Consider the following 12,720-nt stretch of genomic DNA (forward strand, 5'->3'; position numbering starts at 1 on the left):
GCCAGACACAAGAGAGGCCCAGCCCATGACCGACATCGCCCGCCGCACCCTGATCGGCGCCGCCGGCCTCGTCATCGCGACGCCCGGCCTGGCCCTCGCCGCCGGCAAGCCGCGCGTGGCGATCCAGACCAGCGCCGGCCTGATCGTGGTCGAGCTGGAGGACAAGAAGGCGCCGATCACCTCGGCCAACTTCCTGCGCTACGTGGATGCGAAGAAGTACGATGGCGGGACCTTCTATCGCGCCTCGCGCACCAAGGGCGTGAAGGGCGCGGGCTCGATCCAGGGCGCCCCGCCGCCGCGCGCGCGCCGGTTCGCACCGATCGCGCATGAGAGCACCGCCAAGACGGGCATCCGCCACAAGCCGGGCGTGATCTCGATGGCCCGCAACGCGCCTGGCACCGCCACCTGCGACTTCTTCATCTGCGCCAGCGCCATGCCATACCTGGACGCCCATCCGGGCGCGAAAGGCGACAACCAGGGCTTCGCGGCCTTCGGCACGGTGGTCGAGGGGCTGCCGATCGTGAAGAAGATCCTGGCCATGCCGACGGGCGGACCCGCCTATACCGAGGCGATGAAGGACGAGATGCTGAAGGCCCCGGTTCAGATCCTGGGCATGAAGCGCGCTGGCTAGTCCCGCTTCGACAGCTCCGCGAGGCGAGCCTCCAGCCGGGCGAGCGTGGCCTTGATCTCTTCCTGCTCGGCGTGGCTGAACTCGTTGGCGTCCTTGATGCAGCGCGAGCAGATGGTGCCGATCAGCAGCGGCAGGATCAGCAGCAGGGTGACATGCATCAGCACCACGGCCACGACGCGTCCGCCGGGCGTGGCCGGATAGACGTCGCCATAGCCCACCGTGGTGGCGGTCACGCAGGCCCACCAGAGTGAGTCCAGATAGGGCTTGCCCTCGAACAGGGCGTAGGCGCCGGCGGCGGCCAGCAGGATCACCACATAGACCGCGAGCAGCTCGCGGACCGTGTCGAGGTACTTCATCATCAGCGGTCTCCTGGCGGTCTCGGCCTCAAGGGCCCACTACCCGTCGCGCGCGGATCGCGGGCTGGCCGTCGATGTTCATCAGGTAGCTGCCGGCGGCGGCCTTGCGGATCTCGACCTTGGAGCCGGGCTTGGGCAGGGATGAAAGCGCGCGATCGTCGGCCTGGCGCCAGGTCGCGCCGTCGGCCAGGGTCAGGATCCAACGGCCGTCCGCCCCGCGAGCGGCCTTGGTCACCTGGCCGGCGATGCGATCAACCTCCTCGGGCTTGTCTCCGCGGTCGAAGACCGACAGGGCCGAAAGGTCGAGGCCGAAGGCCTGGCGACGGGCGGCCTGGGCCTGCTGGCGATCGACGATGATCACGTCGCCCTTCTTCTCGGCGGTGGTGATCGAGTCGACGGCGGCGTCGTAGCAGGCCAGACGCTTGTCGCCGTCGGCGACGCCTCGGCAGTCGAGCAGGGCCTTGAGGGCGGGGGCCACGTCGCGGACGACCGGCGCGGCCGCCTGGGCTGCGCCGACCGCCAGCGCGGCGGCAAGGCCCGTGGCGACCAGGGCGCGCGGGGAGGGCAGGCGGAAGGCGGTCATCGCGGCGCTCCTTCGGGATCGTCGATCAGCCAGCCGGTGACCGACAGGCGCTTGGCGGCGGCGTAGGCGGCGACCGGCGCGACGGAGTGCGGCCGCGGCACGCGGAACAGGGTCAGGACGTTGAAGCCCGGCATGAAGCCGCGCTCGATCTGTCCGTCGGCGTCGTGGAACAGCAACTGGCCGCCCCAGTCGGGCCGCCACTCTCGCGTGAAGCCCAGGGTGAAGGCGGCCAGCCGCGCGTCGCGGCCGTGCTTGTCGTCGTGCAGGGTCAGGAAGTCGCCCGGACGGTAGTGCGAGGCCTGGGCCCGGACGCCCGCCACTTGCGGCGCGCCGATCACCTTCGCCCCGAAATCGAGGAACGCCCGGCTCTGCACCAGTTCGGTGAGGCCGTGGATCGGGGGCGCGGGGTCGCGCACGTACTCGTCCTGCATCGGGTAGGACAGATGAATGAACGAGAACCCCGCGAAGCGCGCTTCAGCGCGCCCTGCAGGAACTGGCGCACGGCCGCGTCGCCGAACTTGCGGACGGCCTCGTTGGTGATGACCAGAGTCTCGTTCTTCTCGTCGGGAGCGACGATGGCCCAGGACGGGACGCCCTCCAGGAGGTCGCCGGCGGCGTCGGCGTCGATGGGTTCGAGAAAGACCGGAATCTGCACGACGCCCTCGCGGGCGAAGGCGTCGGAAAAGGACGAGGGATCAAGACCGGCGCGAATGCGCAGGACGGGTCTGGCGGACGTCATCGGGCGACGTGGTTCACGGCGAATCTCCCCCGTCGCGGCGAATGCGGCGACGGGTTCTAGCTAACAGATCGATGTTCGCCGGTTCAATCGCCCCTCACGAGGCGTATGACGCCGGCGCCGAAAAAGCGGGCGCCGGATCGTGGGGCCTGGCGTCCCGTGTGTCCGAAAGCGTCCGTTCGCAACTGAATTGCAATGTTATGCGACGGCTTGGCTTGAGTTTAAAATCGGCGAACCGTAGTTTTCGTATACCGTCGACAACGCAACGTTCGACCATTCGATGTCCAGTAAAGCTGGAACAAATTGCCACGATTGCTTCGGCGATCTTCGCGGCGGGTGTTTTCGATTATCGATAAGAAATGTTGCACTAACTGCAACATTTCCAGGACTATTTCCGCCATAATGGGCGAATGCGCGGCAATATGTGGCGTATTCAGGGCAGAGTGCGTCCCTTTTGTTACAGTGTGAACCAAATGTAATCTGCCGCTGTCGGGCAAGATTGACCCCGGTTCGCCAAACGCCGTTCATGCGGGCGGACCCGCTTCGAGCCCGATGCGGGGGGGCAAAATGCGCCGCACGGGGGAACACGAGCGGCGCCGAGATAAGTTTTTGGAGGTCTGATGTTGCACGCCTTGTCCACGCGTAAGCGTTTGCTTGCGTCCACCCTGCTCTGCGGCGTGATCGCGCCCGCCATGGTGGCCTCGCCCGCTTTCGCGCAGGAAGATCCTGCCGCGGTCGAGGAAATCGTCGTCACCGGTTCGCGCATCGCGCGTCCTGACCTGACCTCCAGCAGCCCGGTCGCCTCGGTTGGCGAAAAGGAACTGCAGCAGTCGGGCGTGGTGAACACCGAAAACCTGATCAACACCCTGCCGCAGGCCGTCCCCGGCATCACCTCGACGGTCAACAACGGCAGCAACGGCACGGCCACGGTCAGCCTGCGCGGCCTGGGCGCCAACCGCACCCTGGTGCTGGTGGACGGCAAGCGCCAGACCCCGACCACCCAGGCCGGCGCCGTCGACATCAACCTGATCCCGCCCGCCCTGATCAAGCGCATCGAAGTGCTGTCGGGCGGCGGTTCGGCCGTGTACGGCTCGGACGCCATCGCCGGCGTCGTCAACTTCATCCTGAAGGACGACTTCGAAGGCCTGGAAGTGTCGGCCGGCTATCAGGCCACCGACAAGGGCGAAGCGCCGATCTATTCGGGCTCGATGACCTTCGGCGCCAACTTCGGCGGCGACAAGAAGGGCAACGTCGTCCTCAGCCTCGGCTACAACAAGCGTGAAGCCCTGACCCAGGGCGAGCGCGGCGGCATGCTCAGCACCGCCTGGGGCGAAAACCCGGTCCGCAACGGCCTGAACCCGATCGGCCTGGTGCCCAGCGGCTCGGGTTCGAACGAGCAGGGCCAGGTCGGCGCCTTCGTCGGCGGCCGGTTCGTGGCCCTCGGCAACAACAACCCGGCCAACACCGCGCTGTTCCTGCCCGACGGCAACGTGCGCATCTACAACGCCGCGACCGACACCTACAACTTCGCGCCGGTCAACTACGTCCAGACCCCGCAGGAGCGCTTCTCGGTCACCTCGCTGGCCAGCTACGAGATCAAGCCCGGCCTGACCGCCTACGCCAAGGGCAACTTCGTCAACAGCCAGGTCGTGACCCAGCTGGCGCCGACCCCGATCGGCAACCGCACCTTCCGCTTCACGCTGGACAACAACCCGTTCCTGACGACCGCGGCCAAGACCGCGCTGAACAGCCTGGGTTCGAGCACCGCCTACACGATCCCGTCGAGCGCCTCGTGGACCGCCGGCACCTTCACCGACGTCGACAGCGACAACGACGGCATCTACGACACCGTCACCGGCGTCTTCAACCGCCGCCTGTCGGAAGTCGGTCCGCGCGTCTCGCGCTTCAACTTCAGCGCCTTCCAGATCCAACTGGGCCTGAAGGGCGAGATCGAGGCCATCAACGGCGGCTTCGACAGCTACTTCCAGTACGGCAACACCCACGGCAGCAACTCGCTGCTGGGCGACACCAGCCTGGCCCGCATCCAGCAGGCCCTGCTGCTGAACGCCTCGGGCACCGGCTGTCTTGATCCGTCGGGCGGCTGCGTGCCGATCAACCTGTACGGCCAGGGCAATATCTCGGCCGCCGCGGCGAACTTCATCAAGACCCGCATCAACTCGTCGCAGGACTACGAGCAGCTGTACGCGGGCCTGGCCTTCAACGGCGACACCAGCAACGCCTTCTCGCTGCCGGCCGGCCCGATCGGCTTCGCCGTCGGCGTCGAGTACCGCGCCGAGGACTTCGCCTTCAATCCCAGCCAGGACCTGGCCACCGGCAACCTGACCGGTTTCAACGCCAGCCCGCCGGTCACCGGTCGCTTCGACGTCTACGAAGCCTACGCCGAAGTCGCCATCCCGATCCTGAAGGACCTGCCGTTCGTCAAGATCCTCGACCTGGAACTGGCCGGCCGTATCTCGGACTACACCACCCAGCCCGATCCGGTTGAGACCTACAAGGTCGCCGGCACCTGGAAGCCCATCGACGACCTGATGTTCCGGGTGTCGTACAACAAGGCCATCCGCGCCCCCTCGATCGGCGACCTCTACGCGCCGCAGTCGAACGGCTTCCCGACCGCGACCGATCCCTGCTCGGCCCGCGCCGCTCCGAACGCCCAGGTCCGTCAGGCCTGTATCAACTCGGGCATCCCCGCGGCCCTGGTCGGCAACCTCAACGCCAACCAGCAGACCCAGACCCTGTCGGGCGGCAACCCGAACCTGAAGCCGGAAAAGGGCAAGACCACCACGGTCGGCGTCGTCTACACGCCGTCGTTCGTCTCGGGCCTGTCGCTGACCCTCGACTACTTCAAGATCGAGGTCGAGGACGCCATCGACACCTTCGGCGGCGGCACGTCCAACCTGATGAACGTCTGCTACGGCACGCTGGTGAACGGCAACCCGAACTCGCCCTACTGCCAGGCCATCAAGCGCCTGGGCAACGGCTCGATCGACTACGTCTCGTCGATCAACGAGAACGTCGCCCTGCGCACCGTGGAAGGCATGGACATCGGCCTGACCTACCGCACCCAACTGGAAGACATCGGTCTGCCGGACTGGGGTTCGCTGTCGGTCCGCTCGCTGTACACCAACACCTGGATCTACACGATCAACCCGGACGACATCTCGGCTCCGATCAAGTGCGCCGACCGCTTCGGTTCGCGTTGCTCGGGCTCGGGCGTCAACCCGCTGCCGCGCCACAAGATCAGCTCGGCCGCCAACTGGCGCTTCAAGCAGGTCGGCGTGAACCTCGTCTGGAACTACCTGGACGACATGATCGACGACAACCCGCTGAACACCAACGCGGCCACCTACTATGTCGAGAAGATCGGCGCGAAGAACTACTTCGACCTGTCGGCCGACTGGGACGTCAACGACAACCTGGCCTTCACCGCCGGCGTCAAGAACCTGACCCAGGAAGCCTATCCGATCCTGGGCGCCAACGCCTCGCCGTCGAACAGCGGCTATCCGGCCGTCTACGACGTGCTGGGCCGCGTGTTCTTCCTGAACGCGCGCCTGCGCTACTGATCCGGACGGCGCGCTCCGCAAGGGGCGCGCCGGACCCTGGTCCAAGGAAAGCCGGCGGCCTCGCGGTCGCCGGCTTTTCGCGCTTTAGGCCCTAGCCGCGCTTGCTGGCGGCGTCGGCGAGATAGAGCTCCAGATTGGTGTAGCCCGAACCGTCCCTGGCCGGGGCCGCGCCGTCGGCGGCGGACTTGGGGTCAAGGCCGTGGGCCTTTTCCCACGCGTCGGGCATGCCGTCGCCGTCGCTGTCCTTCGCGGGCTTGCCGGCGGGGAGGGCGGGCCAGCCGCCGACATCCTTCTGGCTGTTGATCACCGCCCCGGTGCGGTCGCGCACGCCGGCGACGACGCGGGCGTCGACGCTGTCGCGGAACACCGAGGCGCCGGCCGTGGCCAGCACGCGCTCGTAGGCCTTGTCGGCCGGTTCGGCCGCCACCGGCGCCACGTCGATCGGCGCGGCTTGCCGGTAGCCGGCCGGCTCGGGGATGGTGAAGGTCACCAGGCTCCACGGATCGGCGGGAACCGCGCCGCCCATGCTGTTGCCGGCGAAATAGGCCCGCGCCAGGCTGTTGCTCTCCTGGAAGGCCACCGGCTTGCCGCTCTGCGGACCCATGACGTAGGCGTTGTCGACGAAGTTGTAGGCGACCATCGCCGCCTTGTCGGCGTCGTAGCCGGCGTAGCCCTTGCCCCAGTTGTAGAAGACGTTGGAGCGGAACTCGAAGAGGGCCCCGACAGGATCCTTGTCGACGCCGTCGTAGTTGCCGGGACGCGGCATGCGGGCCATGTGGTTGGCCCACAGATTGTGGTGGAAGCTGGCCCTCGAGCCCTTGCCGCCCCGGATCAGGCTGCCGTAGCCATGGTCGCCCTTGGCGTGCAGCGAGCGGGCCATGGACTCGGCGATGATCGACCACTGGACCGTCAGGTCGAAGAAGCCCTGGCCTTCCTCGCCGTAGCGGGCCGAGGCCGACAGGGTCTCGTCCACCGACCAGCTGGCCGAGACGTGGTCGAGGATGATCCGGCGGCCGTTGTTGATCCAGATCGCGTCGCTCTCGGTCTTGCTCTCGTCGCCCAGCCGCGAGCGGATGAAGCGGATGATCACGTCGTCGGCCGAGACCACAAGGGTGTGGTCGCGCAGGGTGACGCCGCCGCCGGGCGCGGTTTGGCCGGCGATGGTGATGCGCGGCTCGCTGATCTTCAGGTCGGACTTCAGCTGGATCGTGCCGGCGACCTCGAAGACGACGGTGCGCGGGCCCTTGGCCTCGACGGCGGCGCGCAGCGAGCCGGGACCGGAGTCGTCTAGGTTGGTGACCTTGATCACGGCCCCGCCGCGGCCCCCCTGCGAGAACCGGCCCGCGCCCTCGGCGCCGGGAAAGGCCAGGGTCTTGGCGGCCATCTGGGCGGCCATCTGGGCGGCCGCCTGGCCGGCGAGGCCGAGCAGGGCGATGGCGGCGGCGCCGGCCAGCAGGCGGCGCGGACGAAGGCGGATCATGACGCGGTTCTCCCCGAGGCCGGCGAGCGTCGTGCGCGCATCGTCCGGATGGCGCGAGCCTGCCCGCGGGATCGAGAAATGTCCACCGGTGTCATTTCCGCCGGCGCGTCGAAATCGTGTGACGGTAACCTTACGGTCGCCATTGGTCTGCCGAGTGCATGATCAATTCGTGCTCGATATCCAGGCGAAATGGTGTGCTGCGTTGCGGCGAAACCCCGGCAGGCGAAGTTTTCTTTCGAAAGCGGGCGGTCGAACCTGACGCTGGTGTCAACCTTGCCGGATCGCCGTCGATTCGCGTCCCGGGGGGGAAGCACGCCATGTCCGCAGAAGAAGCCAGTCTCCGCCCGGAGCGTATCCTCGACCTGTCCGAGCGCCTGAGCGTGGTGGCGGGCCAGAAGATCGGCGAGATCTCCACCGTCAACCGCGCGGCCAAGATGCTGGCCATCAACGCCTTGATCGTCGCCGCCCGCGCGGGCGAGGCGGGCAAGGGTTTCGCGATCGTCGCCGAGGAGTTCAAGAAGATCTCCACCCAGATCGACGAGGTGGCCGGCGCCCTGGAAAGCCAGGTGCGCGCCGACCTCGACGAGTTGACGGCCATCGGCGGGGCGATCCTGTCGCACCTGCGCGGCCAGCGGCTGGCGGACCTCGCCCTGAACGCCATCGAGATCATCGACCGCAATCTCTACGAGCGCACCTGCGACGTGCGCTGGTGGGCGACCGACAGCGCTGTTGTGGACTGCGCCATGGCGCCGTCGCGCGAGGCGGCCGACTACGCCAGCCAGCGCCTGAAGGTGATCCTCGACGCCTACACCGTCTATCTGGACCTGTGGATCTGCGACGCGGCCGGACGGGTGATCGCCAGCGGCCGGCCCGACAAGTACCGCGGCGTGCAGGGCGCCTCGGTGGCCAACGCCAGCTGGTTCCAGGAGGCGCTGCGCACCAAGACCGGCGACGATTTCGCCGTGGCCGACATCGCTCGCCAGCGGCTGCTCGACGAGGCGCCGGTGGCCACCTACGCCACGGCCATCCGCGAGGGCGGCCAGTCCAGGGGCAAGGTGATCGGCGTGCTGGGCGTTCACTTCGACTGGCGCCCGCAGGCCCAGGCCATCGTCGACGGCGTGCGCATGACCGACGAGGAAAAGAGCCGCTCGCGCGTGCTGCTGCTCGACCAGAACCATCGGGTGCTGGCGGCCTCGGACGGGCAGGGCGTGCTGACCGACAGCTTCAAGCTGGACACCTCGCATGGAACGATGGGCAGCTACGCGCAGGGCGACCGCACTATCGGCTACGCCCTGACCCCCGGCTACGAGACCTACAAGGGCCTGGGCTGGTACGGCTGCCTGGTGCAGCGCCAGGCGGTCGACACCCCGCTGCCGGCGGCCGTCGAGCGCAAGGCGGACAACGTGCTGCGGCTGAAGGCCTAAGACCGAGGAACCTCCCCCCGTGGGGGAGGCGATCGCGCAGCGATCGGTGGGGGAGTTGGTGATGACTTTTCGGCGCTTCGGAAGCTGAAAACGTCCCCCCTCCGGCCCTCCGGGCCACCTCCCCCAGAGGGGGATCGTTGCATAATGGGGTAAAACAAGAACGACTTTCCCCTTTTGATTCCGAACTGTTCTCGAACGGATTCTGGTCTGTTCTTCGACGTTCCGAATTTCGCAACAGTCCCCCAGAGGGGGAGGATCTTTGGGTTCGCCTTCTCGGGGTCTCGGCTGGTTTTCACTCCACCGCCGCCAGCACCGTCCTGATCGTTTCCACCACTTGGTCGATCTGGCCCTGTTCGATGATCAGCGGCGGCGACAGGGCGATGATGTCGCCGGTGACGCGGATCAGTAGGCCCCGGTCGAAGGCGGCCTCGAAGGCTTCCATGGCGCGGGCGGTGGGGGCGCCGGGGCGAGGGGAGAGTTCGATGCCCGCGATCAGGCCGAAATCGCGGATGTCGATCACGTGGCGGGCGTCGCGCAGGGAGTGCACGGCCGCGCGCCAGTAGGGCTCCAGCGCCAGGGCGCGGTCGAACAGGCCCTCGCCCTGATAGATCTCCAGCGTCGCAAGGCCCGCCGCGCAGGCCAGCGGATGGCCCGAATAGGTGTAGCCGTGAAAGAGTTCGATCGGCGCGTCGGCGCCGTCGAGCATGGTCTCGTAGATCGCCGTGCTGGCGGCCACCGCGCCGGCCGGCACGGCGGCGTTGGTCAGGCCCTTGGCCATGCACAAAAGGTCGGGCGTCACCCCGAAGCGGTCGGCGGCGAAGGGCGCGCCGACGCGGCCGAAGCCGGTGATCACCTCGTCGAAGATGAGAAGAATATCGTGCCTGTCGCAGATCGCCCGCAGCTTCTGCAGGTAGCCCTCGGGCGGCACGAGCACGCCGGTGGAGCCGGCGACGGGCTCGACGATGACGGCGGCGATGTTGGAGGCGTCGTGCAGGGCGACGATGCGCTCGAGGTCGTCGGCCAGATGGGCGCCGTGCACGGGCAGGCCCTGGCTGAACAGATTTTCGGCAATGCCGTGGGTGTGGGGCAGGTGATCGACGCCAGTGAGCAGGCTGCCGAAGTACATCCGGTTCTTGGGGATGCCGCCCACCGAGATCCCGCCGAAGCCGACGCCGTGATAGCCGCGCTCGCGGCCGATCAGCCGGGTCTTGGTCCCCTTGCCGCGGGCGCGGTGATAGGCGAGCGCGATCTTCAGCGCGGTGTCGACCGACTCCGAGCCGCTGTTGGTGAAGAAGATCCGGTCGAGGCCCTTGGGCGTCACCTGGACCAGGCGCGAGGCGAACGAGAAAGCCAAGGGGTGGCCAAGGTTGAAGCTGGGCGCGTAGTCCATCTCGCCGGCCTGCTTGCGGATGGCCTGCGTGATCGCTTCGCGCCCGTGGCCGGCGTTGACGCACCACAGGCCCGAGGTGGCGTCGAGGATCTGGCGGCCGTCGGGCGTGGCGTAGTGCATGCCCTTGGCGGCGGCGAGCAGGCGCGGATTGGCCTTGAACCGCCGGTTGGGTGTGAACGGCATCCAGTAGGCGTCGAGGTCGTTGGCGCCGAAGTCGGGCATGTGGAGAGTCCTCCGCGAGACCTTGCATTGTGATCGCAATTATCGGCTAGCTGGCAACCCCTGGATTGAGCCGGAGCGAGGAGGGGGCATGGCCGAGCCGAAACCGCGTCGTCCCCTGGCCGATTCCACGGCGGTGCACGACCAGGTCTACGACGCCATTCGCAAGGCCCTGATCACCGGCAAGATCGCGCCGGGCGTGGGCGTGTCCCTGCGCAGCCTGGCGGCCGAACTGGGGGTTTCGCCGATGCCGGTGCGCGACGCGGTGCGCCGCCTTGCGGCCGAGCGGGCCCTGGCCATCAACCCGGCCAACAAGCGCCTGTCGGTGCCTTCGCTGAGCGCCGAACGGCTGGAGCAGCTGGAGCTGGCGCGCCAGTGGATCGAGCCGGAACTGGCCGCCCGGGCGGCCCCTCGGGCCGACGAGGCCTTGGTGCGCAAGCTGAAGCTTATCGATCAGGACCTGGAAGAGGCCCTGCGCGTCGGCGACGTCGACCGCTACATGGTGGCCAACCACGCCTTCCATTTCGCCATCTACGAGCGGGCCGGCGCCGAGGTGCTGCTGGCCATGGCCGGCGGGCTGTGGCTGCAGATCGGACCGTTCATGCGGGTGGTGTTCGGCCGGGTCGGCACCGGCAGCCTGCCGGCCGACCGTCACGCCCAGGCCATGGACGCCCTGAAGGCCAGGGACGCCGAGGGCGCCCGCCGGGCCATCGCCGCTGACCTGTCCGAAGGCATGGACAAGATGCGCGCCGCGGTCGAGGCCGGCGCCGGCTTGACAGCTGCTCCGGCGGGGCAAACTGTGATCACAGTTTCATGAGGTCGGACGTGAGCATTCCCGCAGCCATCTCCGAACAGCTGAGCCGCCTGGTCCTTCCCGGTCGGGCGGTGATCGACGGCGCGCTGGTCGGCGCGGCCTCGGGCGGAACCTTCGACAATGTCGGGCCACGCGACGGGGCGGTGCTGAACACGGTGGCCGCCTGCGACGTCGCCGACGTCGATCGCGCCGTGGCCGCCGCCCGCGCCGCCTTCGAGGATGGCCGCTGGCGCGACCTGCATCCGCGCCAGAAGAAGAAGGTGCTGTTCCGGCTGGCCGAGCTGATGGAGCGCGACGCTGAGGAGCTGGCCCTGCTGGAGAGCCTGGACGTCGGCAAGCCGATCCGCGACGCCCGGGCCGTCGACATCCCGCTGGCGATCAACACCACCCGCTGGTACGCCGAGGCGCTGGACAAGGTCTATGGCGAGGTCGGCGCCTCGCCGGCCGATCGCCTGAGTTTCGCCACCCACGAGCCGCTGGGCGTGATCGGGGCCATCGTGCCGTGGAACTTCCCGCTGCACATGGCGATGTGGAAGGTCGCGCCGGCCCTGGCCATGGGCAACTCGGTCGTCCTCAAGCCCGCCGAGCAGTCGCCGCTCACGGCGCTGAAGCTGGGCCAGCTGGCCCTCGAGGCCGGGCTCCCGGCGGGGGTGCTGAACGTCGTTCCGGGGTTCGGGGCGATCGCCGGCCAGGCGCTGGCGCGGTCGATGGACGTCGACATGATCGCCTTCACCGGCTCGGGCCCCACCGGCCGGCGGCTGATGGAGTACGCGGCGCAGAGCAATCTCAAGCGGGTGTCGCTGGAACTGGGCGGCAAGTCGCCCCAGATCGTCTTCGCCGACTGCCCCGACCTGGACGCGGCCGCCCAGGCCGCCGCCTGGGGCGTGTTCTATAACCAAGGCGAGGTCTGCACGGCCGCCTCGCGTCTGCTAGTCGAGGCGTCGATCAAGGACGAGTTCCTGGAGAAGGTGGTCGCGGTCGCACGCACCATCCAGGTCGGCGACCCGATGGATCCTGAGACTGGCTTTGGAGCCATGGTCAGCGAGCGGCAGATGCAGACCGCGCTGTCCTATATCGACAAGGCCCGTGAGGAGGGCGGCGCGCCGGTGCTGGGCGGGTCGCAGGTGCGGATCGAGACCGGCGGCTTCTACGTGGAGCCGACCATCTTCGACGGCGTGAAGCCTTCGCATCGCCTGGCCAAGGAAGAGGTGTTCGGTCCGGTGCTGGGCGTGATGACCTTCACCGGCGAGGACGAGGCCTTCGCCCTGGCCAACGACACCGTCTACGGCCTGGCCGCGGGACTGTGGACCAGCGACATCAACCGCGGCTTGAAAGGCGCGCGGAAGCTGAAGGCGGGGCTGGTCTGGGTCAACGGCTGGGACGCCTGCGACATCACCATGCCGTTCGGGGGCTTCAAGCAGTCGGGCTTCGGCCGTGACCGCAGCCTTCATGCGTTGCACAAGTACGCCGACCTGAAGTCGGTGTCCGTAACGCTGAGGTAGCCCG

At 68.1% G+C, this 12,720-nt stretch carries 10 protein-coding genes; 5 read left to right on the forward strand and 5 right to left on the reverse strand.

Annotation, left to right across the window (positions count from 1 at the left end; all coding sequences use genetic code 11):
- Positions 1 to 25: 25 nt before the first annotated feature.
- Positions 26 to 631: a peptidylprolyl isomerase gene (locus tag C1707_RS11885; protein WP_101712545.1), complete on the forward strand. Its 606-nt coding sequence runs from the start codon at positions 26 to 28 to the stop codon at positions 629 to 631.
- Here C1707_RS11885 and C1707_RS26980 read toward each other — a convergent pair.
- From C1707_RS26980 to C1707_RS26725, 3 genes are read right to left on the reverse strand one after another with little or no spacing between them, the layout of a single operon-like run.
- The gene (locus C1707_RS26980; RefSeq protein ID WP_101712546.1) at positions 628 to 990 is read right to left on the reverse strand and encodes a potassium channel family protein; all 363 of its coding nucleotides are present in this window, start codon (positions 988 to 990) and stop codon (positions 628 to 630) included. The genes C1707_RS11885 and C1707_RS26980 overlap by 4 nt on opposite strands.
- A gap of 25 nt (positions 991 to 1,015) precedes the next feature.
- Positions 1,016 to 1,570: a hypothetical protein gene (locus C1707_RS11895; protein WP_101712547.1), complete on the reverse strand. Its 555-nt coding sequence runs from the start codon at positions 1,568 to 1,570 to the stop codon at positions 1,016 to 1,018.
- The gene (locus tag C1707_RS26725; RefSeq protein WP_240633919.1) at positions 1,567 to 1,986 is read right to left on the reverse strand and encodes a 2OG-Fe(II) oxygenase family protein; all 420 of its coding nucleotides are present in this window, start codon (positions 1,984 to 1,986) and stop codon (positions 1,567 to 1,569) included. Before C1707_RS26725 ends, C1707_RS11895 begins: the two co-directional genes overlap by 4 nt.
- 940 nt (positions 1,987 to 2,926) lie before the next feature.
- On the opposite strand from C1707_RS26725, the gene C1707_RS11905 reads away from it, so the two are divergent.
- Complete coding sequence (locus C1707_RS11905; protein WP_101712549.1) at positions 2,927 to 5,887, forward strand: TonB-dependent receptor domain-containing protein; 2,961 nt, start codon at positions 2,927 to 2,929, stop codon at positions 5,885 to 5,887.
- A gap of 91 nt (positions 5,888 to 5,978) precedes the next feature.
- Here C1707_RS11905 and C1707_RS11910 read toward each other — a convergent pair whose 3' ends face one another.
- Positions 5,979 to 7,367 carry a pectate lyase gene (locus C1707_RS11910; protein WP_101712550.1) on the reverse strand — a complete coding sequence of 463 codons (1,389 nt, stop codon included), beginning with the start codon at positions 7,365 to 7,367 and terminating at the stop codon, positions 5,979 to 5,981.
- 317 nt (positions 7,368 to 7,684) lie between these two features.
- Here C1707_RS11910 and C1707_RS11915 point away from each other — a divergent pair, with 317 nt between their 5' ends.
- Positions 7,685 to 8,791 (forward strand): methyl-accepting chemotaxis protein, encoded by a 1,107-nt coding sequence (locus tag C1707_RS11915; RefSeq protein ID WP_101712551.1) that lies wholly within the window; start codon positions 7,685 to 7,687, stop codon positions 8,789 to 8,791.
- Positions 8,792 to 9,083: 292 nt separating this feature from the next.
- Here the strand turns inward: C1707_RS11915 and aptA are convergent, their stop codons facing one another.
- Positions 9,084 to 10,403 (reverse strand): omega-aminotransferase AptA, encoded by a 1,320-nt coding sequence (gene aptA / locus C1707_RS11920; protein ID WP_101712553.1) that lies wholly within the window; start codon positions 10,401 to 10,403, stop codon positions 9,084 to 9,086.
- Between the two features lie 88 nt (positions 10,404 to 10,491).
- Here aptA and C1707_RS11925 point away from each other — a divergent pair, with 88 nt between their 5' ends.
- Both C1707_RS11925 and C1707_RS11930 read left to right on the forward strand, forming a co-directional pair.
- On the forward strand, positions 10,492 to 11,217 hold the full coding sequence (locus C1707_RS11925; RefSeq protein ID WP_101712554.1) for a GntR family transcriptional regulator: 726 nt from the start codon (positions 10,492 to 10,494) through the stop codon (positions 11,215 to 11,217).
- 8 nt (positions 11,218 to 11,225) lie between these two features.
- Entirely contained in the window at positions 11,226 to 12,716 is a 1,491-nt protein-coding gene (locus tag C1707_RS11930; protein WP_101712555.1) for an aldehyde dehydrogenase, read from the forward strand.
- Positions 12,717 to 12,720: the final 4 nt, after the last annotated feature.

It is taken from the genome of Caulobacter flavus, from assembly GCF_003722335.1.
GTDB lineage: Bacteria > Pseudomonadota > Alphaproteobacteria > Caulobacterales > Caulobacteraceae > Caulobacter > Caulobacter flavus.

Excerpts from the sequence above, each read along its gene's own strand:
- C1707_RS11905 (WP_101712549.1), top strand. The coding sequence starts at position 2,927 with ATGTTGCACGCCTTGTCCACGCGTAAGCGTTTGCTTGCGTCCACCCTG.
- aptA (WP_101712553.1), bottom strand. The coding sequence starts at position 10,403 with ATGCCCGACTTCGGCGCCAACGACCTCGACGCCTACTGGATGCCGTTC.
- C1707_RS11915 (WP_101712551.1), top strand. The coding sequence starts at position 7,685 with ATGTCCGCAGAAGAAGCCAGTCTCCGCCCGGAGCGTATCCTCGACCTG.
- C1707_RS26980 (WP_101712546.1), bottom strand. The coding sequence starts at position 990 with ATGATGAAGTACCTCGACACGGTCCGCGAGCTGCTCGCGGTCTATGTG.
- C1707_RS11885 (WP_101712545.1), top strand. The coding sequence starts at position 26 with ATGACCGACATCGCCCGCCGCACCCTGATCGGCGCCGCCGGCCTCGTC.
- C1707_RS11925 (WP_101712554.1), top strand. The coding sequence starts at position 10,492 with ATGGCCGAGCCGAAACCGCGTCGTCCCCTGGCCGATTCCACGGCGGTG.
- C1707_RS11910 (WP_101712550.1), bottom strand. The coding sequence starts at position 7,367 with ATGATCCGCCTTCGTCCGCGCCGCCTGCTGGCCGGCGCCGCCGCCATC.
- C1707_RS11895 (WP_101712547.1), bottom strand. The coding sequence starts at position 1,570 with ATGACCGCCTTCCGCCTGCCCTCCCCGCGCGCCCTGGTCGCCACGGGC.